Source organism: Ruegeria sp. YS9, from assembly GCF_024628725.1.
GTDB classification, from domain to species: domain Bacteria; phylum Pseudomonadota; class Alphaproteobacteria; order Rhodobacterales; family Rhodobacteraceae; genus Ruegeria; species Ruegeria atlantica_C.
This window is the reverse complement of the sequence record NZ_CP102409.1, coordinates 1,648,652-1,668,024: the sequence shown is the minus strand read 5'-3', so window position 1 is coordinate 1,668,024 and position 19,373 is coordinate 1,648,652. Positions and strand designations below refer to the sequence as shown.

Here is a 19,373-nt window from a genome sequence, read left to right as displayed (position 1 = left end):
GGCAGCGTGGCCGAACCTCCCTGAGTGGTTTGAATAAAGGGTTGGGTTTGGACTGGTACTCTTCGATCTTTGAAGTCATCGACATGCGCAGCTTCTCGAATCTCTGGTTCTGGATCGTGCTGGCGGTTGTCTGGTCATCGGCCAGTCACTGGGTGATGGGCATTCCCTACGATCTGGTGGTGCGTGCACGGCGCATTGGCGGGCAGGTCGAGATCGACCTTCTCGACATCGTTCGCATACACACCAACCGGATACTTTTGATCGTCGACATGTCAGGAACCATCCTGTTGGCGTTCGGAAGTTTTTTGTTCACCGGACTGGCCACGCTGGGGTTCTATTACGGCGTCGAGTTCGCGCAGGCCGTGTTCCTTCTTCTGTTTCCATTGACGCTTGTTCTGCTGGTGAACATCGTGCATGCACGACGGTTGCGGCGGCAGGAACTGACGCTCGACTCGGTTTCGAAAACCATTGCGCGCTGTCGGCTCTATACCCAGATCATAGGCATGATCTCGATACTGGTCACTTCGTTCTGGGGCATGTATCAGAACATCTCGATTGGCGTTCTGGGATAGCAAAATCTGAAAGGCGAGGCGATGAAGGCTCCGAACCACGTGACAGTTGGCGGCGCCCCCGAAGGGTTTGACGCGCAGCTTGTGCTGAACGAAATCGCCCGCAGCAACGGGCCGGTGGCCCATGTCGCGCGAGATGACAAGCGGATGGAAGCGATGCGCGCCGCGCTGGCTTTCTTTGCCCCCGACATGCCGGTCTTCGTGTTTCCGGGCTGGGATTGTCTGCCCTATGACCGGGTGTCCCCCAATGCGGATATCTCGGCGGCCCGCGTTGCCACGCTGGCGGCGCTGGTTCACCAGATGCCGCAGAAATTCGTGTTGTTGACAACACTGAATGCGGCTACCCAACGCGTCCCGGCGCGAGACGTGTTGCGCGAAGCGGCGTTTACCGCCCGCGTCGATCAGCGCATTGACGAGACCGCGCTGCGCAACTTCCTGGTGCGCATGGGCTTCACGCAAAGCCCCACCGTGATGGAGCCGGGCGATTATGCCATTCGCGGCGGTATCATCGACATCTTCCCTCCGGGTGAATCGGGCCCCGTCCGTCTGGACCTGTTCGGAGATGTACTGGACGGCGCGCGCCGTTTTGATCCCGTGTCTCAGCGCACGACCGAAAAGCTGGACGTGGTCGAACTTGCTCCGGTGTCCGAGGTCATTCTGGATGATGCGGCTATCACGCGGTTCCGCCAGAACTATCGGATCGAATTCGGCGCTGCCGGAACCGATGATCCGCTTTACGAGGCGGTAAGCGCCGGTCGCAAGCATCAGGGCATCGAACATTGGCTGCCCTTCTTCCACGAGAAGCTTGAAACGTTGTTTGATTATCTGCCGGATGCCACGATCACTGTCGATGATCAGGTTACACCGGCCAGACTGGCCCGATGGGAGACGATTGCCGATCAATATGAGACCCGGCGTCTGGCGCTGGAAAACCGATCCCGTATGGATACGGTCTACAAACCCACTCCTCCGGGGCTGCTGTATCTGGATGATGCCGCGTGGGAGGCGGCCGTCGGGGATCGGCGTGTCATGCAGTTCAGCCCATTGCCGCAGGCGTCGGGCCCGGGTGTCATCGATGCGGGCGGGCGGATCGGGCGCAACTTTGCCCCCGAACGTCAGCAGGAAAGCATCAGCCTGTTCGGTGCTTTGGCCAGCCACATCACCGCCAGGCTCGACAAAGGTCCGGTGCTGATCGCGTCCTATTCGGAAGGTGCGCGCGAACGTCTGACCGGCCTGATCGAGGATGAAGGTCTAGCCGAGGCGATTCCGATAACAAATGGCACGCGTATCGGAAAGCGCGGCCTGCATCTTGCCGTCTGGGCGCTGGAGCACGGTTTTGAGACCCCCGACCTGACGGTGATCGCCGAACAGGATGTTCTGGGCGACAGGCTGATCCGCCAACCCAAGAAGCGCCGCAAGGCCGAGAATTTCCTGACCGAGACCCAATCCCTCAGCCCCGGTGATCTGGTGGTGCATGTGGATCACGGGATCGGTCGTTACATGGGAATGGAGGTCGTAACGGCCGCCGGAGCCGCCCATGAATGCCTGCTGCTGGAATATGCCGAGCAGGCAAAGCTGTACCTGCCGGTCGAAAACATCGAACTGCTGTCGAAATACGGACATGACGAAGGGCTTTTGGATCGACTTGGCGGCGGCGCCTGGCAGGCCAAGAAGGCCAAGCTGAAAGAACGCATCCGCGAGATGGCCGACAAGCTGATCCGCATCGCGGCGGAACGTGCTTTGCGAAAAGCCCCCGTAATGGACCCTCCGCCGCACGCGTGGGAGGAGTTCAGCGCCCGTTTCCCTTATCAGGAAACCGACGACCAGTTGAGGGCGATCTCGGATGTAATGGAGGATATGCACTCGGGCGCGCCGATGGACCGGCTGATCTGCGGTGACGTCGGTTTTGGCAAGACCGAGGTGGCGATGCGCGCCGCCTTTGTCGCCGCCATGTCCGGCGTGCAGGTTGCGGTCGTGGCTCCGACAACATTGCTGGCCCGACAACACGCCGCAAGCTTCAGGGAACGGTTCCGCGGTTTTCCTCTGGAGGTTCGGCAATTGTCGCGCTTTGTCTCGGCGAAAGAGGCCCAGAAAACCCGCGACGGTTTGGCCCGCGGTACGGTGGATATCGTGATCGGGACCCATGCGCTGCTGGCCAAGAACATACGGTTTCACAATCTGGGTCTGCTGGTCATCGACGAAGAACAGCACTTCGGTGTGGGGCATAAGGAACGGTTGAAGCAACTGCGCTCGGACATCCATGTTCTTACCCTGACCGCAACCCCGATTCCGCGAACCTTGCAATTGTCGCTGACCGGAGTGCGCGATCTGTCGATCATTGGCACCCCGCCTATCGACCGTCTGGCGATCAGAACCTATGTCAGCGAATTCGACGCGGTCACGATCCGAGAAGCGCTGCTGCGTGAACACTATCGCGGCGGGCAGAGTTTCTACGTCGTCCCTCGCATCTCGGACCTGCCCGAGATTGAGGAGTTCCTGAAAAGCCAACTGCCGGAACTGTCCTATGTGGTCGCACATGGCCAGATGGCGGCGGGTGAACTCGATGACCGTATGAACGCGTTTTATGACGGTAAGTATGATGTGTTGCTGGCCACGACCATTGTGGAAAGCGGATTGGACATTCCGACGGCGAACACGATGGTCGTGCACCGCGCCGATATGTTCGGTCTTGCGCAGCTTTACCAGATCCGGGGCCGGGTGGGGCGGTCCAAAACCCGCGCCTATGCCTACCTGACCACCAAACCACGGCAGAAGCTGACCGCCACTGCCGAGAAACGCCTGCGGGTTCTGGGCTCTCTGGATACGCTGGGGGCGGGGTTCACTTTGGCCTCGCAGGATTTGGACATCCGAGGCGCGGGCAATCTACTGGGCGAAGAACAGTCCGGTCAGATGCGCGATGTAGGCTATGAACTCTACCAGTCCATGCTGGAAGAGGCGATCGCCAAGATCAAAGCGGGTGAGATGGAGGGGCTGTCTGATGCTGATGACCAGTGGGCCCCGCAGATCAATCTGGGCGTGCCGGTTCTGATTCCCGAGGATTACGTGCCCGATCTGGATGTTCGTCTGGGCCTCTATCGGCGCCTGTCATCGCTGTCGACCAAGGTGGAACTGGAAGGTTTCGCCGCAGAGTTGATCGACCGTTTCGGCAAACTGCCGAAAGAGGTTAACACTCTGATGCTGGTCGTGCGCATCAAGGCCATGTGTAAACGGGCGGGCATTGCCAAGCTGGACGGAGGCCCGAAAGGCGCGACGATCCAGTTCCACAATGACAAGTTCGCATCCCCAGAAGGTTTGGTCGAATTCATTCAGAACCAACGCGGCATGGCCAAGGTCAAGGATAACAAGATCGTCGTGCGCCGGGATTGGAAGAAAGACAGCGACAAGATCAAAGGGGCCTTTGCGATTGCCCGTGACCTTGCTGAAAAGGTGGTCGCGGAAAAGAAGAAGACCAAGGCTGGCTGATAGGCAAGATGGGGCTCTGCCCCCGCTGCGCGTTCCGCGCATCTCCCCCGGGATATTTGCGGCCAGATGAAGTAACGGACCCCGGCTTCATCTGGCCAAAAATATCCCCGCCGGAGGCATCGCGCGGCAGCGCGATTCATCGCACATTATTCACGCATTGCAGCCTGCGCACAGAAACAGGACGCCGCAACCGCCCGATCTGCCCGGGCCAGAGCCAGATCCAGGCGTTGTTTGACCTGTAGGATTTCAACATCTTCCCCGCGGGCTTTGAGGCAATCGTACAGCCCCTTCAGGCTCCACACGTTGTCGGGATGGATCGAAGCGCGGCTGAGCGAACCGCCAAGGCCAAGATCTTCGCGATAGACAGCCTCTGCTTCTGCCGCATGACCTTGTTCGAACAGCAATGCGCCAAGCGCGTGGCGGGTGGGCTGCATCCAGCCCCAGGGCTCGTCATAGGGCAGGGTGTCGTCCAGTTCGACCGAGCGGCGCAGATGGGCAAAGGCGATCTCGAAATTGCCCTTTCGGTACTCGATCTCACCGCGCAGCATCTCCCGCGCGATTTCCAGCAGGTCGATCACACGATTGTTGTGCAGCCTGCGCGTTTCCGGAACGCATTCCCTGGCTGCGAGAAACAGGTTCTCTTCCGCTTCGGCATGGACAACATCACCGGTTGCGGCAAGTGCGATGGCGCGGGCGTAGTGGGTCGTGGCCGTCAGGGTGCGGTAGAGATCCGGATCGGAGGGCAGCTCCAGCGCCTTGGCCTCTTCCCAGCGGCCAAAGCGGATCAGGATGTGCGGCCCCATGGACATGTAGCTTTCGAAGTAATCCGCCATGGGGGGGCTTTCGATGCGAAGCATTTCTTCGGGCGTCGTTTCCCACAAACCCTGATTGGCGCGCAGGGCAGGTTCGATCTGCCCCAGAAACAGCGCGCCGTAGATGGCGAAGTGATAGTTGTGTTGGCGGTAGCCGGTGTAGATATTGAACGCGCCTTCGCGTTCGTAATACTTCAGATCCGCGTCCGAGGCTTTTTCGTTCCAATGCACCACGTTGTGGTAGTGGCCGCACAGCACGTCGATATGTGTCGGCATATGCACCAGGTGCCCCGCATCGGGCACCAATGTGCGCAGGACATCACCGGCTTTCAGGGCTTTTTCCGGCGTGGGCGACATCTCCATCAGGTGAACATAAAGGTGCAGCAGGCCGGGATGAGACATGGCGGCCGGATCGTTGGACAGGACCCATTCCAACGCCTCTTGCGCTTCAAGCGTCGCAGCGCCATCTGCCGGTTGACCTGTTTGCAGGTCCCACATTTTCCAGGGCGTCAGGTTCAAAAGCGCCTCGACGTAGATGGTGCGCAGGTCCGCATGATCGGGGTGCGCGGCGAACGCCGCGCGCATTGCTTCGGCAAACTCGTGATCCCACCGGTGCATGTCCTCGGCCGGATCCCGCTGCGGGTATCGCGCTGGAAGGGCTCGGATCAGAGCTTGCTCGACAGGCGTACAGCGGTCCGCCAATCGAAGGGCGTTTTGCATGGCATCATAAGCCAGCGCCAGCGCCTTGCTGCGTCCCTGCTTGTCCTGCAAGTCCCATGGCAGGTTGTAATTTGGCCCGGCTGCATAGGCGACGCCCCAGTATGCCATGGCGCATTGGGGGTCATGTTCGACTGCGCGCTGGAAACAAACCACGGCTTCTTCGTGATTGTACCCATAGGTCCAGTTCAGGCCGCGGTCGAACCACAGCTGAGCCTCGGGAACGGAGGTCGTTACCGGACAGGAATAGCTGCCCAGATCATAGTATTCACGCATCAGAAGCCCTCCGCTCGGTTCAGGTCGAGAGTAGCGCGTTTCTGACGAGTCGCACAGATCAGGCTGGCAGGCGTTCTTCAACGCGGCCCATATGCAGCATAAGCCCGAAGGCCAGAATGCACATGCTCAGGATGCCGAAGGTCAAAGGCGTGATCGAACCGTCGAACAACAGCCCGATCGGTGCGGCGATGGCGGCGGCCAGCACCGTCGAAATCGATCCGATGACCGAGGCTGCCATTCCGGCAATATGCCCCATCGGCTCCATCGCGATGGCGTTCAGGTTGCCCATCGTCACGCCGGCCATGAAAAACACCATGGTTTGCCAGAACACGAACAGCGCAAATGAAGCGTCCGGCGAAAGGTGCATCGTGTTGAGCGTCATGACAAAAGCGGTGATCAGGATTTGCCCCCCCAGCGCCCATGTCACCATCCGGCGCATGCCCACACGCACCACTAGTGCCGCGTTCAGCAAACTGGCCGACCCGGACATAAGCGCCACGAACCCGAACCAGAACGGAAAGCTTTCGGCGCGGTCATGGATAACGTCATAAACGGGCTGAACCATTGTCAGCATGGTAAACAGCACCCCCATGCACAGGGTCTGAACCATGATCGAAAGGCGCACGGTCGGATGGGAAAACATTTCCTTCGCGGCCGAGAACATCAGCGGAATGCGGAAGGGACGGCGGTTTTCCCGGGCCAGAGATTCCGGCAAGCGAACACCCATCCAGGAAATGATGACCAACGCAAACAGAATGAAAGACACGAAGATCCCGCGCCAGCCAAACAGGGCGATCACACCGGCGCCCAACATCGGTGCCGCTGCGGGTACCAACGTGAAAATCATCATCGCAATCGAGATGATTCGCGCCATTTCGCGGCCCGAATACAGGTCGCGAATGATCGCCATGGCCACCACGCGCGGACCTGCGGCGCCCAGGCCCTGAACCACACGCGCAATCAAGACCAGTTCCAGTGAAGAACTGGCCCACGCAACCGCTGAGGCTGCAATGTAAAGGGCCGCGCCGCCGTAAATGACCGGCTTGCGTCCCAGCGCATCCGAAAGAGGGCCGGTGAAAAACGTGCCGATTCCCATGCCCAATACAAATGACGTCAGGATCAGTTGGGCACGGTTAACGTCATCGGGGCTGAGCTGCGCGCCGATCTCGGGCAGCGCAGGCAGCATTGAATCGATCGAAAAGGCGATGGTGGCGAACATCATTGCAATCAGTGCGATGAATTCCGCCTTCGACATGCGATTGGCCATGAAGCACTCCTAACCCGTTCGCGCTATCACGGCGGGTCGGCATAGGCCAGACTGGAAAACTGCACAGACCTCTGTGCTATTCTGCAGGGGAAGCCTCAAGTTGAGACATGATTTCAGCGATCACTTTCTCCCACATTTCAGGAGGTTGGGCGCCGGGAACTGCGTGTTGATTGGCGACGATGAAGGTCGGGACCGAACTGACGCCCATTTTGCGGGAATGAGCATCGCGGTTGCGGATTTCCTCGCGGTCGGCGTCTGATTTCAGCAGCTTCATGACCACGGCTGCGTCCATTCCGGTGCTGTCTGCGATGTCGGCCAGCACCTCGTGGTCGCCGATGTCGCGACCCTGTACGAAATAGGCGTCGAACAGCGCATCCACCACCTCGTTCTGCTTGCCTTCGATGCCAGCCCAATGGATCAGGCGATGGGCGTCCAGCGTGTTGGGGGTACGTTCCATGGCCTCGAAGTTGATGTTCAGACCTGCCTTTTCGGCCTGTTCCACCACCGGCGCATAGGCGCGAACCGCGCCGTCCTTGCCGCCGAACTTGCGCTCGAGATACTCGCGCCGATCCATTCCCGCATCCGGCATGTCAGGGTTCAACTGGAACGGATGCCATTCAATGACAAAGGGGTGGTCGGGCGCGTTGGCCAGTGCCTTGTCCAGTTGAGTCTTGCCGATATAGCACCACGGGCAGATCGGATCGGACAGGATGTCGAGCTTGACGGTCTGGGTCATTTTGTTGGTGCCTCGAAATAGGCCGGCAGCGCCCGGCGCAGGAGTTTGCCGTTTCCGCCGGTCGGCAGGGCAGGCAGATGGATGAAGGCGCGGGGTTGTTTGTACCGCGCCAGGTTGGCTTCGACATAGGTGCGCAAGGCCGCATCGTCCAGCTTTTCCGGGCCCGTATAGAAGGCCGCGATCACAAATGTGTCCGGTTTGACCTCGACCGCGGCGGCGCCGACTTGGGTGATGCCCGGAAAGCGGGACAGGGCGGCTTCGACCTCGACCGGGGACACGCGATAGCCACCCGCGTTCATCATGTCGTCGTCGCGGCCCAGATAGCTGATCTGGCCATCCACCGCCATGGCGCCCTGATCGCCGGTCAGAAACCAACCTCCCTGCATCCGCGTTTCAACCTCATCGGGTGCGTTGAGATAGGTCAGCATCAACCCGGGGTCAGACCGGTGAATGGCGATGGTGCCTTCCTGCCCCTGTGGCACCGGACCGTCCGGACCAAGGATCGCCACACGACGCCCGGGTTGCGGTTGTCCCAATGCGTCGCCGCGCGCAGGATGATCCGGGCTGGAGGAAATGAAAGTAGAGCATTCGGACATGCCGTAGGCTTCGAACAGCTCGGTGCCGGTGGCGTTCAGCCACTGTTCGTGCAGGGCGCGCGACAGTTTCTCACCCGCGCACAATCCGTGGCGCAGGTCTGGCAGTTCCAACCGATTGCGCCCTTGCACCAACTTGCGAAAGACCCCCGGGGCCGCAGCAAAGATCGTTGCGCCATGCTGGCGCAGCAACTCTGGCAGGGCCGTTAAATCGGTGCCGGGTTCCGGGATCAGGGCGGTTGCCCCCATGGTCCATGGATCCATCAGGCCGGTGCCCAGCGTATAGGTCCAGTTGAAAGCCCCCGCGTGACACAGCCGGTCGGTCTCGCGTAGACCATACCAGCCATCCACCATCATCTGCCGCGCCCAGATTGCCCGATGGGCATGGGCCACGGCCCGAGGCTTGCCCGAAGTTCCAGAGGTGTAGACGACATAGGCCATACGTTCCGGATCGCCCATGTCAAAATCTGCCGGGGGCAGGTTTCGCATCGCTTTCAACGCGTCCAGCCCGATCTGCCTGGAATGCGAGGCGCAGGCAACGCCCGGATCACGCAGAATGGCCGCCGGAGAAAGCTCGTCGATCATTTTGGCGGTTTCGGGTTCCGTCAGCTGCGACGATGTCGGCACCGGCACGATACCCACGGCAATTGCCGCCAGATAGGCAATCGGGAAATCCACCGTGTTTCCCAACCGCATCAGGGCGATATCACCGGGTTTCAACCCGGCCCGCAGCAACCCCGCGCCGGTGCCCAGCACGGCTGCTTTCAGATCGCGATAGGTCCAGTCCTGCCCGCCATTCGGGCGCAATACCGACAAGGCCACTTTGTCCGGCGCGTGATCGGCGCGGCCAAGAACATGAGCCGCCAGATTGAATGGCGCGGGGCAGGGTGCGGGCGACCCCTGATCGAAGATTGACAACATGGCCTCTGGCTATCGCGCCGCCTGTCGCGTTGCAAGCGTGGCTGGCCGGGCCTATAGAAGGGTCATGAGCACTCAAGATCCCAAATCTCTGATCCGAATTGCCCGCGACTCTGGCGCCCATACCGAAGTCGAACCGTTGGACCTTGGCGCACGTGTGCGAGAGCTGCGCAAAGCGCGGGAATGGACATTGGAACAGGCGGCCAGTCAGGCCGGATTGGCACGTTCGACCCTCAGCAAGATTGAAAACGGGCAGATGTCGCCGACCTACGACGCGCTCAAGAAGCTTGCGACCGGGCTGGAGATTTCTGTTCCGCAACTGTTCACGCCGCCCCAGCGCGATCAGGTGATCGGACGCATGGCGATCACCCGTGTGGGCGACGGCACGGCTCATGCCACCACAACCTATGAACACGAGCTGCTGGCCGAAACCCTGACCAAGAAACAAATGCTGCCCTATCGTGCGCGGGTCCGTGCAAGGTCAATGGATGAATTTGACGGCTGGGTGCGCCATGACGGTGAAGAATTCATGTATGTGCTGACCGGTGTCGTCAAGCTTTACACCGAGTTTTACGAGCCGGTTGAGATGCGCAGAGGGGACAGTGCGTATTACGACGGCAGCATGGGCCACAACGTGATTTCCGTCAGTGACGAAGACGCGACGATCCTTTGGGTCACATCACTTGCCTAAAGCGGTTCGGCTGAATTCCCGGTTCAGCCCTTCGGTGAACAGGAAATCTTCGACCTCTTCATGCGCCTCGTTCATCGTAAGTTGGTGACGTTCGGCCAAATAGGCTTCAAACCCTTTTCGATCCTTCAACACGCGCATCATGTCCTTGTCACGCAGGTTCGGGAAACGCCGCTTTGCGCGTTCGCATGCCGCATTCCAGTCGTTCGTAAGATCGGTCCAGTTCATCATCAATGAGCTTCCCTTAGCAACGATTAGGACTGCTCTCCCCCGATACCAGAGTACGGATAGGGTGCCGCAGGGTAAGACATGACAAAATGTCGCAGCGCTGGACCACGCTTTTTCGAGGGGGATTTGTGCCCGCTGCGAAGTTTCCGCAACGGGCCGACGGGCCTACATTTGGTGTGAGTGGCGGCGGGCCCGTTTGTTCTTTGGTTTCCAGCGTCAGATTGTCCGGGCAGTCCGGGATCTTGGGCTGTCTCCGGCTGTTTCTGACGGCTAAATATGCCGTTTATATACAGATTTTTATGGATGAGTAAAACTGTTCGAGGGCGTTTCCTGCGGGATCACCCGGTGATGATGGTGTTGGCAGCACTTTATGGCGGTTTGTGTGCGATCAAACGATATCTTGTATGACGTGGCAATGTGCTGAATTTTGCCGACTGATGGAAACTTTCTGACCGGAGATTGTACGGAACAGGTGGAGCTTCGAGCCTCCGACGTTTGGAATGCCCGCTTGGAAGGACCAGCCGGGATCACATATCCATCGGCTGGCCTGTGGATCACGCCTCTATCGGGCGTCGTACCACCATACCTCTGGCATGTATTGCGGACCGTCGCCATAGATGGGCAGGGTTTTCGGGTGCTTCAGTTCTTTGACATGCGCAATGCGTCCGATGTCAAAGCTCCAGATCGGGATGACATAGCGGCCTGCTGTCAGTACCCGGTCCAGCGCACGGGTGGCGGCGGTAAAGTCCTCGCGGGTTTTTGAGGCCAGCATGGCATCGATCATGGCATCAACTGCGGGCGAGGATACGCCCATCAGGTTGCGTGTGCCGGGGGCATCAGCAGTTTCGCTGCCCCAATAAAGACGCTGTTCATTGCCAGGAGACAGGGAAAGCGCCCGGCGGAATGTTGTGACGTCAAAGTCCAGTTCAGACGTGCGCCCGACATATTGGGCATTGTCGACCTGTTCCGTCGTGACCTGGATGCCAAGACGTTCCAGCGCGCGGGAATAGATCTCGACCACGGTTGCCATCTCGCTGTCGCCCTGTTGCAGCAGGAAAGTCACCTGAAAGGCATCACCATTTTCGTTACGCAGTACGCCGTCCTGAACGGTCCAGCCTGCCTCGCTCAAAAGCTTGGTGGCCTTGCGAAGGTTTGCCCTGTTCCGGGCCGATCCGTCCCCCTTCGGCAGTTCATACCCTTCCAGCGTGCCGGGCAACAGGATGTCAGCGTAAGGAAGCAACAGGTCTTTTACCTGCCCCCGGGCTGGGCCGGGCTGCATGGCAAGGTCGGACCCCGAGAAATAAGACGTGATCCTTGGTTGGGCGCCACCGGTTATCGTGTCGTTGATGAACTCGAAGTTGAACGCAAGCATCAGCGCTTCGCGCACGCGCCAGTCGTCGAACGGAGCCTTTCGTGTGTTCATCACGAACCCGGTCATTCCCGACGGTTTTCCATGCGGAATTTCAGTCTTGATGACGTCGCCGCGCTGCACGGCGGGAAAGTTGTATTGCGTGTCCCATTTGTCGGCATTGAATTCACGAACGGCCGACAACTCTCCGGCTTTGAAAGCTTCGAACAAGACGCTGCCGTCGCCGTAGAATTCGATCCGCAGCTCATCAAGGTTCATGGTGCCGCGGCGAAACGGAATGTCGGTCCCCCAATAGTCCGGATTGCGTCGCAGATTCACAAAGCGCCCCGCTTCGTAGCTTTCGATCACATAGGGGCCGGTTCCAATCGGCACATCATGCAGTTGTGCATCCGCGAAATCCTTGCCATCCCATTGCGCTTTTTTCAGGATCGGGCGCATCCCGGCCAGCAGCGCAAGCTCTCGGTCGGGCTCATTGAACGTGATCCGCACCGAACGCGGGCCGGTTTGTTCGATACTGTCGATCTTGCCCCAAAGCCCGCGATAGCGCAGATGCCCCTGGGTACCCAAAGTCTCGTAAGACCAGATCACATCATCGACCGTGACCGGGGTGCCGTCTGAAAAACGCGCCTCCTCCCGCAGGGTGAATTCGACCCAGGACCGGTCTGGATCGGTCTCAACTGATTCGGCTAACAGCCCGTAAAGTGTGAAAGGTTCGTCCCAGGATCGCCCCATCAGGCTTTCATGGGTCCAGAAAGGCAACTGCCATGGCGCGGTGCCTTTTTGCAAAAACGGGTTCAGGCTGTTAAAGCCGCCCGTGTTTCCGAACACCGCTTTGCCGCCTTTGGGGGCATCCGGGTTGGCGTATGGGAGAGACACAAAATCCGGTGGTAGGGCCGGGTCCCCGTACATAGCTATGCCATGAGACGATTCTGCATGGGCGACGGAGATCACGAAAATGCTGGCGATTCCCGCCAAAAGGGATCGAAACGGACGGAGAAAATCCGGGCTCATTTTGGAAACAATCCTGCTCTGGCCTTATTTTGTTGGTGTTCACCGTAGTGATGATTTTTCTTATTATCAAACTTTTAGCTTGGACCAAGGCGCAGAATTGCTTATAAAGGTTGCACTGCTCGATAGGTTTCTTGCCTGTATGAAACCTGCCTCAATAACTTAACGCCCGCTTCGTGCGGGCGTTTTTTTGTGCGTCGCGAAGTCTCAGGCCGGGATTCCAATGTGAAGTGTTTCCCCGTTTTCTTTGCAGGTGCAGCATGGCATGGTGCGCCTGATCAACGCTTGAGGGAGAATGGACATGAGCCTGTCCGGCAAAACGGCAATCATCACGGGATCAAATTCGGGCATCGGGCTGGGCGTCGCGCGCGAGCTGGCCAAGGCCGGTGCCGATGTGGTTCTGAATTCCTTTACCGATCGCGATGAAGATCACGCGCTGGCCGCCGAAATTGCGAAAGAGACCGGAACCAATACGCGCTACATCAAGGCCGACATGTCCAAGGGCGAGGAATGCCGATCCTTGATCGAACAGGCGGGGTCTTGTGACATTCTGGTGAACAATGCCGGGATTCAGCATGTCTCGCCGATCGACAAATTCCCGGTAGACAAATGGGACGCGATTATCGCAATCAACATGAACTCGGCCTTTCACACCACGGCGGCCGCGTTGCCGATGATGCGCAAGGCGGGTTGGGGACGGGTGGTGAACATCGCCTCGGCCCACGGTCTGACGGCATCCCCTTACAAGGCGGCATATGTTGCGGCCAAACACGGCGTGGTGGGAATGACCAAGACCGTAGCGCTGGAAACCGCGCAAGAGCCGATCACCTGCAACGCCATCTGCCCGGGATATGTGCTGACGCCGCTGGTCGAGTCGCAGATCCCCGATACGATGAAAGAATACAACATGAGCCGTGAGGACGTTGTGAAGAACATTCTTTTGGAACGGCAACCGTCCAAGGAGTTCGCCACCGTCGAGCAACTGGGTGGAACGACTGTCTTTCTGTGCTCGGACGCGGCGGCTCAGATCACCGGAACCACGATTTCCGTCGATGGCGGCTGGACAGCGCTTTGAGGTTTCGTGGGGGCGCTGCCCCCACACCCCCGGAGTATTTTGAAAAAGATGAAGGGGTTGCGGTATGAAGCGGATCAATCTGGCTTTGCAAGGAGGTGGGGCGCATGGGGCGTTCACCTGGGGTGTGCTAGATCGTCTTTTGGACGAGGAAGACATCGAGGTCGCTGCCATCACAGGAACTTCCGCAGGGGCGCTGAACGGTGCGGCCTACAAATCTGGTATGGTTCATTCCGGGCGCGAAGGCGCGCGGGCGCGCCTGGATGGGTTGTGGACGCGCATGGGCGCTATTGGCGACATGCGTTTTGCCAACTGGTTTCGCGGCCTGGAACCGGCGGCCATCGCGCAAGCGGTGGAATATTCTGTGCCGTTTTCGATCGGGGATGCGTGGTCGCGGATGGTGTCGCCCTATGCGTACGGGCCGTTCTACAGCAACCCCTTGAAGCCGGTGGTGGACAGGTTCAATTTTGACGAGATATGCGCGGAAGAAGGCCCGCGCCTGTTTGTGTGCGCCACTTGCGTACGCAGCGGCAAGATCCGCGTCTTTACCGGAGACGAGATCAGCACGGAGGCTATTCTGGCCTCGGCCTGTTTGCCGACCCTGTTCAAGGCGGTTGAGATTTTTGACCCGAAGACAAACCGGACCGAAGCCTATTGGGACGGAGGGTATACCGGCAATCCGGCGCTCTATCCGCTGTTCAACGATGATTTGCCGGATGACGTGGTGATCGTGAACATCAATCCGCTGGAGCGCGACGAAGTTCCGGTCACACCGCAGCAAATCCAGAACCGGATCAACGAGATCAGCTTCAACTCATCCCTGTTTCGCGAGTTGCGGGCGATCAGCTTTGTCCAACGGTTGCTGAAAGAGGGCAAGCTGACTTCCGGAGAGATGAGCCGTGTTCTGGTTCACATGATTGCGGATGACGCGTTGATGAACAGCCTGTCCGTTGCCACCAAGACCGTGCCCAATCCGGTCATTCTGCATAAGCTGAAACAGGCCGGACGGGACGCGGCGGATGGTTTTCTTGCGGAACACAAGGACGATTTGGGTCAGGCCAGCACAATTGATCTGCCTGCGATGTTCAGCTGATCACTCGGGCGGCTGGGTCGGATCTTTTCCATTCGGATAGACAAGCCCCGCTGAAATCACCAGTTTGGCTGCGTCTTCGATGCTCATATCCAGCAGAATCACGTCTTCTTCGGGGAAGAACAGCAGGAACCCCGATGTCGGGTTGGGTGTCGTGGGTACGAAGACGCTGAGCAGCTCTCCGCCGGTTTCGGCGCGTTCGCTTACCTCACCCTTGGCGCTGGTCGAGACAAAGCCGATGGCCCAGATTCCGCGACGCGGGTACTGGATCAGGCAGGCTTTTTCAAAAGACCGCTCAGTCTGGGCAAACACCGTTTCCGAAATCTGTTTGATCCCGGAATAGACCGAGCGCACGACAGGCATCCGGTCAACAACGCTTTCGGCGAAGTGGATCAGGGAACGGCCCAGAATGCCCTTGGCGATCCAGCCGACCAGAACGGTGAATATCAGGAAGATCACCACGCCCACACCGCGCAGGTTGATGCCCACATACTGTTCGGGCTGGAACTGGTGGGGCACCAGCGGCAGGACCGCGCTGTCTATCCAGCCGACCACCGACCAGATCAGCCAGACCGTCAACCAGACAGGCGCAATGACCACGACGCCCGTCAGAAAGGACGCGCGCAGCCGTGAAAGCATGCCCGGGCGGCGGTGAGGTTCTTCGTCGAACGGTGTATTCATTGCGGTTCCGAATGGTTTCCGGAATTAGGTAGTCAATCCACGGCCTTGGTACAATAGGTTAACGTCACCTCTGTTTGACCAGCGCTTGCGCGATCTTGGCCGCCAACCGCGCATTGTTTCGAACAAGGGCGATGTTGGCGACCAGGGACCGGCCTTCGGTCTTTTCAAAGATACGTTGCAGCAGATAGGGGGTCACGGCTTTGCCGGTGATACGATGGGCATCCGCATCTGACTGGGCTTCGGCGATGATCGGGGCCAGTTCCTCGGCCGGAATCTGATCGGCGGCCGGAATCGGGTTTGCCACCAACTGCCCGCCCGGCAGACCCAGCGCGCGGCGGGTGGAGTGGGCCTTGGCGATGGCGTCGGCACTGTCCATGCGCAGGGGCGCGGCAAAGGGCGACTTTGCCGACCAGAACGCAGGAAACTCGTCCTGACCATGTGCAATCACAGGCACGCCCAGCGTTTCCAGAACCTCAAGCGTTTTGGCAAGGTCCAGGATGGCTTTCGCCCCGGCTGCGACGACGGTCACGGGCGTATGCCCAAGCTCGTGCAGATCGGCAGAGATGTCGAACGTGGTCTCGGCCCCCTGATGCACGCCGCCGATACCGCCGGTGGCAAAAACCTCGATCCCGGCATAATGCGCGGCGATCATCGTGGCGGCAACGGTGGTGGCCCCGGTGCCACCGGTCGAGATGCACGCTGCCATGTCCGCGCGCGAGATCTTGGCAACGCCTTGTGCCTGACCCAGCCATTGCAGCTGATCCTGCTCAAGCCCCACATGCAATTTGCCTTCGATCACGGCCATGGTTGCAGGAACCGCACCCGCATCGCGGATGTCCTGTTCGACCTGTGCCGCGACTTCGATGTTCTGCGGGTAGGGCATCCCGTGGGTGATGATGGTGCTTTCCAGCGCAACGATGGGCAGGCCCGCGTCCTTGGCGGCGCGGACTTCGGCTGAGTATTGGATGTCGATCACAGTGGGGTTTCTCCGGAAACGTAGGTTGCAGCGGCGTGCAGGGCGCGGGCCAGAGCCTCGTCACTGGATGCACCGCGGGATTCTGAGGCGATATGGGCCGCCATGAAAGTATCCCCGGCACCGGTCACGCGGGTGACCAGAACGGCAGGGGGTGTTTGCGTCAGGACTTCTGTCGCGCTGCCGATGGTTGCCGAATTGCCGCCATCGGTGACCAGAACGCGCAGCGCGCCGCGATCCAGAAGGCCTTTCGCGGCGGATTCGGAATCAGGGAATTCGCGCTGGCACAGGATGCCAGCCTCTTCGAGGTTCACATAGAGCGTGGCACGGGCGTGTTTCAGGAAGGGCAGCAGACGTTCGGCCTTGCCGGGCGAGGCCGGGGCCACGCGCAGATCAGCACGGGCAAAAGCAGGGCTTTGGGCAATTTCTTCCAGCAGGTCCAGTGTCAGATTGCCATCCAGTGCGATCGGGCCCTCAAACGGTGCGTTCTCATAGCCCAAAGGCCCGTGCATCAAGGGGCGCAGTATCTTTGCGCCTGCGGCCTCCAGCGAATGCGCGTCGGCAATCGCCGCGATCAACCCGTTCGCACCTTCGACGGCCATATAGCGGTCAGTCGGCAAATCCTGCGACCGATAGATGTGATCCGTCACCATGCCGAGGCGTGAACAGGCATGGACAAGCTCGTCGCCTTCGGGATCACGGCCAATGGCGGTCAGCAGGGTGGGCGTCATCCCGAACCGAACCAGTGTCATGGCGATGTTCATCGCAACGCCGCCGGGCAGGCGGGTGATCCGGCCCGGCACGTCCGAGCCCTGTCGCATGGCGCTGGCCGATCGGCCGATCACGTCCCAAAGGACCGAGCCGATGCACAGGATATTGGTGTTCTGAGTCATAGGGGACGTCATGCCGCAGCAGTGTTGCCCGTGCAAGCCGGAACGTCTTCGCAACAAGAGATTCCCGACCGGCCTGGGCCGAAATGGCCTTTGGGCTTGCGATCCGAGGCCTTCGCGGGAACAATCAAATGCAATGATTGGTGATTTTGTTTTCCTGTTGGAGCGTTTCGTATGAATGGCCCTGTCTTCCGTGCCATCCTCCGAGCCCTCAATACCTGCGCCCTGAGTTTTTTCGTTCTTCTGACCTTGCATCCGGGATCCGTAAAGGCGCAAACGGCCCCGCCGACGGTCATTGATTTCTGGGTCAAGGATGACACTCTGTTTCTCGAGGTGAAACTGAACGCCGAGGCTATGCTGGCCGGTGCCGATCCGACACAACCCGACGCTTATTCCGGCAATTCACAGTACCGATCTCTGCGACGATTGGTGTCGTCGGAACTGGAACCTCAGATCAGAAATTTCGTTCAGGTCTGGAAGCAGAACCTTGTTGTCGAAGCACCTGATCGCCTGGACCTGTCTTATGAAGGTGTGCGTATTCCCGTGGTGGGAGATGTCGAAAAAGTGCGTGTTTCCAAATTGTTGTTGACCGCTTATTTGTCGGATCAGGCATCGAACCTGCGCCTGACCTGGCCGCTGCACGGCGGGTCGGTTGTGCTTCGTCAGCAAAACGTTGTGGCCCCGTATACAGGGTTTCTGACGGCCGGAGAAATCAGCCCGTTGATCCCGTTGCAGGGCGGGGCGTCGCTGACGACCGAGCAGACATTGCAGACGTATTTCGCAAAGGGGATCAGCCGATTTGTTCAAAGCCCCCTCAAGCCATCCATCCTTGTTCTGACACTCGTGATGCTGACGCTGAGCCTGCGGCCTGTGATGTCTCAGGTGGCGTTTTTGGCAGCAGGAGTTTTTATCGGGCTCGGGTTGGGCATGTACGGCGTGCTGGACGTACCAGAAAACATGCAGGATCAGGCCTTGGTGGCTGCGATCATCATTCTGGCGCTATGGAACCTGGTGGCCCGGCACTTGCAGGTCTGGCGCCTGTTGGCTGTGCTTGCCACAGGCAGTCTTCACGGGGTGATATTGGCTACGGCTCTGACTGGGATCGGGGTGCCGCCCGATCATCTGGCCCCGGCTGTTTTTGGGTTTGGCGTCGGAAATATAATGCCGATTGTCTTCGTGGCTGTTCTGGCCTTTGCCTGCGCGCTTTTGGTTGCAGGCGGGTCACACAGAACACGAGGCCGGATTTCGGTTCTGGCCTCGATTCTGATCGCCGGGATCGGCGTGTATTGGATGGCTGAACCCTGGTTGCTGGCTTAAGAGATCGCCGCCAGCAGCCTGTTCAGCGCACCCAGCGGGTCGTCACCGCCCCAGATCTCGTCGCCGATACCAAAGAAATCGGTGCAGGGGGCCAGATCACCGATCAGTTCAGGCGTCAGGCCGCCTTCGGCCACGACCGGAACTTCGATCATCTCGGACCACCATTGGAACAGATCCTTTTCGGCGCGGGTTCCGTCGCCCAACGTGGCAGTGCCTACGGGGCCGAAGGCCACATAATCCGCGCCGTGTTCGCCCGCCGTCATGCCGTCATGGCTGGACGCGCCGCAGAAGCTTCCGACGATCGCGTCCGCGCCCAGTTCCTTGCGCGCGGCACGGACCGAGCGCGCGCCGTCATCCAGATGCACCCCGTCCAGCCCCAGACGTTGCGCCAGCAGCACGTGGTTCGAGATAACGATGGCCACGTCGCGGGCGTGGGCCACCTCGCGGCAGGCATCAGCAGCACGGGCAATGGTATCTTCGTCGTTGCCAGCCAGCGCCAGGCGGATGCAGGCGATCTCGGCCCCGTCCAGAACCGAGGCCAGTTTGGCGGGGAACGTGCTCAGCTCGATCGTCGGAGGCGTGATCAGGTAAATCTGCGGCTGCTCGGGGGTGTCCATGGGCGCGTCCTTCGGGTTTCAGTCTTTGGCGCGGTTTAGCGGATTGCGGCGGGGAAGCAAACTTTTATG

Annotated in this window: 17 protein-coding genes; 7 read left to right on the top strand and 10 right to left on the bottom strand. The window is 59.5% G+C overall.

What is annotated here, in order from left to right; all coding sequences use genetic code 11:
* The first annotated feature begins 47 nt into the window (after window positions 1-47).
* Window positions 48-572: a component of SufBCD complex gene (locus tag NOR97_RS08450; protein WP_170344104.1), complete on the top strand. Its 525-nt coding sequence runs from the start codon at window positions 48-50 to the stop codon at window positions 570-572.
* Between the two features lie 21 nt (window positions 573-593).
* Window positions 594-4,052 (top strand): transcription-repair coupling factor, encoded by a 3,459-nt coding sequence (gene mfd, locus NOR97_RS08445; RefSeq protein WP_257598819.1) that lies wholly within the window; start codon window positions 594-596, stop codon window positions 4,050-4,052.
* Between the two features lie 146 nt (window positions 4,053-4,198).
* Here mfd and NOR97_RS08440 read toward each other — a convergent pair whose 3' ends face one another.
* From NOR97_RS08440 to NOR97_RS08425, 4 genes are all read right to left on the bottom strand, one after another.
* Window positions 4,199-5,857, bottom strand: a complete 1,659-nt coding sequence (locus NOR97_RS08440) for a tetratricopeptide repeat protein (RefSeq protein ID WP_257598818.1) — start codon at window positions 5,855-5,857, stop codon at window positions 4,199-4,201.
* 58 nt (window positions 5,858-5,915) lie between these two features.
* Window positions 5,916-7,124, bottom strand: a complete 1,209-nt coding sequence (locus NOR97_RS08435; RefSeq protein ID WP_257598817.1) for a multidrug effflux MFS transporter — start codon at window positions 7,122-7,124, stop codon at window positions 5,916-5,918.
* Between the two features lie 76 nt (window positions 7,125-7,200).
* On the bottom strand, window positions 7,201-7,860 hold the full coding sequence (locus NOR97_RS08430; RefSeq protein ID WP_257598816.1) for a DsbA family oxidoreductase: 660 nt from the start codon (window positions 7,858-7,860) through the stop codon (window positions 7,201-7,203).
* A complete protein-coding gene (locus NOR97_RS08425) occupies window positions 7,857-9,374 on the bottom strand; it encodes a class I adenylate-forming enzyme family protein (protein ID WP_257598815.1) in 1,518 nt (505 codons plus the stop codon). The genes NOR97_RS08430 and NOR97_RS08425 overlap by 4 nt, the downstream gene beginning before the upstream one ends.
* Before the next feature lie 64 nt (window positions 9,375-9,438).
* On the opposite strand from NOR97_RS08425, the gene NOR97_RS08420 reads away from it, so the two are divergent.
* Window positions 9,439-10,062 (top strand): helix-turn-helix domain-containing protein, encoded by a 624-nt coding sequence (locus NOR97_RS08420; RefSeq protein WP_170344110.1) that lies wholly within the window; start codon window positions 9,439-9,441, stop codon window positions 10,060-10,062.
* On the opposite strand, the gene NOR97_RS08415 is transcribed toward NOR97_RS08420, so the two are convergent.
* Complete coding sequence (locus tag NOR97_RS08415) at window positions 10,051-10,290, bottom strand: hypothetical protein (RefSeq protein WP_170344111.1); 240 nt, start codon at window positions 10,288-10,290, stop codon at window positions 10,051-10,053. The genes NOR97_RS08420 and NOR97_RS08415 overlap by 12 nt on opposite strands.
* 559 nt (window positions 10,291-10,849) lie before the next feature.
* Entirely contained in the window at window positions 10,850-12,667 is a 1,818-nt protein-coding gene (locus NOR97_RS08410) for an extracellular solute-binding protein (RefSeq protein WP_374041567.1), read from the bottom strand.
* Between NOR97_RS08410 and NOR97_RS08405 the strand changes: the two genes are divergently transcribed.
* The 3 genes from NOR97_RS08405 (at window position 12,612) to NOR97_RS08395 (ending at window position 14,829) form a co-directional block, all read left to right on the top strand.
* On the top strand, window positions 12,612-12,830 hold the full coding sequence (locus tag NOR97_RS08405; protein WP_257598813.1) for a hypothetical protein: 219 nt from the start codon (window positions 12,612-12,614) through the stop codon (window positions 12,828-12,830). The genes NOR97_RS08410 and NOR97_RS08405 overlap by 56 nt on opposite strands.
* Before the next feature lie 135 nt (window positions 12,831-12,965).
* Entirely contained in the window at window positions 12,966-13,739 is a 774-nt protein-coding gene (locus NOR97_RS08400) for a 3-hydroxybutyrate dehydrogenase (protein WP_257598812.1), read from the top strand.
* A gap of 64 nt (window positions 13,740-13,803) precedes the next feature.
* Complete coding sequence (locus tag NOR97_RS08395; protein WP_170344114.1) at window positions 13,804-14,829, top strand: patatin-like phospholipase family protein; 1,026 nt, start codon at window positions 13,804-13,806, stop codon at window positions 14,827-14,829.
* On the opposite strand, the gene NOR97_RS08390 is transcribed toward NOR97_RS08395, so the two are convergent.
* The 3 genes from NOR97_RS08390 to NOR97_RS08380 form a co-directional block, all read right to left on the bottom strand.
* The gene (locus NOR97_RS08390) at window positions 14,830-15,507 is read right to left on the bottom strand and encodes a DUF502 domain-containing protein (RefSeq protein WP_170344115.1); all 678 of its coding nucleotides are present in this window, start codon (window positions 15,505-15,507) and stop codon (window positions 14,830-14,832) included.
* 64 nt (window positions 15,508-15,571) lie between these two features.
* Window positions 15,572-16,483, bottom strand: coding sequence for a pseudouridine-5'-phosphate glycosidase (locus NOR97_RS08385; protein ID WP_257598811.1), 912 nt, complete (start codon window positions 16,481-16,483; stop codon window positions 15,572-15,574).
* Window positions 16,480-17,373 carry a PfkB family carbohydrate kinase gene (locus NOR97_RS08380; RefSeq protein WP_257598810.1) on the bottom strand — a complete coding sequence of 298 codons (894 nt, stop codon included), beginning with the start codon at window positions 17,371-17,373 and terminating at the stop codon, window positions 16,480-16,482. The genes NOR97_RS08385 and NOR97_RS08380 overlap by 4 nt, the downstream gene beginning before the upstream one ends.
* Before the next feature lie 171 nt (window positions 17,374-17,544).
* Here NOR97_RS08380 and NOR97_RS08375 point away from each other — a divergent pair, with 171 nt between their 5' ends.
* Window positions 17,545-18,687: a HupE/UreJ family protein gene (locus tag NOR97_RS08375; protein ID WP_257598809.1), complete on the top strand. Its 1,143-nt coding sequence runs from the start codon at window positions 17,545-17,547 to the stop codon at window positions 18,685-18,687.
* On the opposite strand, the gene NOR97_RS08370 is transcribed toward NOR97_RS08375, so the two are convergent.
* On the bottom strand, window positions 18,684-19,304 hold the full coding sequence (locus tag NOR97_RS08370; protein WP_257598808.1) for a thiamine phosphate synthase: 621 nt from the start codon (window positions 19,302-19,304) through the stop codon (window positions 18,684-18,686). The genes NOR97_RS08375 and NOR97_RS08370 overlap by 4 nt on opposite strands.
* Window positions 19,305-19,373 lie beyond the last annotated feature (69 nt).

Excerpts from the sequence above, each read along its gene's own strand:
- mfd (WP_257598819.1), top strand. The coding sequence starts at position 594 with ATGAAGGCTCCGAACCACGTGACAGTTGGCGGCGCCCCCGAAGGGTTT.
- NOR97_RS08440 (WP_257598818.1), bottom strand. The coding sequence starts at position 5,857 with ATGCGTGAATACTATGATCTGGGCAGCTATTCCTGTCCGGTAACGACC.
- NOR97_RS08435 (WP_257598817.1), bottom strand. The coding sequence starts at position 7,124 with ATGGCCAATCGCATGTCGAAGGCGGAATTCATCGCACTGATTGCAATG.
- NOR97_RS08430 (WP_257598816.1), bottom strand. The coding sequence starts at position 7,860 with ATGACCCAGACCGTCAAGCTCGACATCCTGTCCGATCCGATCTGCCCG.
- NOR97_RS08425 (WP_257598815.1), bottom strand. The coding sequence starts at position 9,374 with ATGTTGTCAATCTTCGATCAGGGGTCGCCCGCACCCTGCCCCGCGCCA.
- NOR97_RS08420 (WP_170344110.1), top strand. The coding sequence starts at position 9,439 with ATGAGCACTCAAGATCCCAAATCTCTGATCCGAATTGCCCGCGACTCT.
- NOR97_RS08415 (WP_170344111.1), bottom strand. The coding sequence starts at position 10,290 with ATGATGAACTGGACCGATCTTACGAACGACTGGAATGCGGCATGCGAA.
- NOR97_RS08405 (WP_257598813.1), top strand. The coding sequence starts at position 12,612 with ATGCTGGCGATTCCCGCCAAAAGGGATCGAAACGGACGGAGAAAATCC.
- NOR97_RS08410 (WP_374041567.1), bottom strand. The coding sequence starts at position 12,667 with ATGAGCCCGGATTTTCTCCGTCCGTTTCGATCCCTTTTGGCGGGAATC.
- NOR97_RS08400 (WP_257598812.1), top strand. The coding sequence starts at position 12,966 with ATGAGCCTGTCCGGCAAAACGGCAATCATCACGGGATCAAATTCGGGC.
- NOR97_RS08395 (WP_170344114.1), top strand. The coding sequence starts at position 13,804 with ATGAAGCGGATCAATCTGGCTTTGCAAGGAGGTGGGGCGCATGGGGCG.
- NOR97_RS08390 (WP_170344115.1), bottom strand. The coding sequence starts at position 15,507 with ATGAATACACCGTTCGACGAAGAACCTCACCGCCGCCCGGGCATGCTT.
- NOR97_RS08380 (WP_257598810.1), bottom strand. The coding sequence starts at position 17,373 with ATGACTCAGAACACCAATATCCTGTGCATCGGCTCGGTCCTTTGGGAC.
- NOR97_RS08375 (WP_257598809.1), top strand. The coding sequence starts at position 17,545 with ATGAATGGCCCTGTCTTCCGTGCCATCCTCCGAGCCCTCAATACCTGC.
- NOR97_RS08370 (WP_257598808.1), bottom strand. The coding sequence starts at position 19,304 with ATGGACACCCCCGAGCAGCCGCAGATTTACCTGATCACGCCTCCGACG.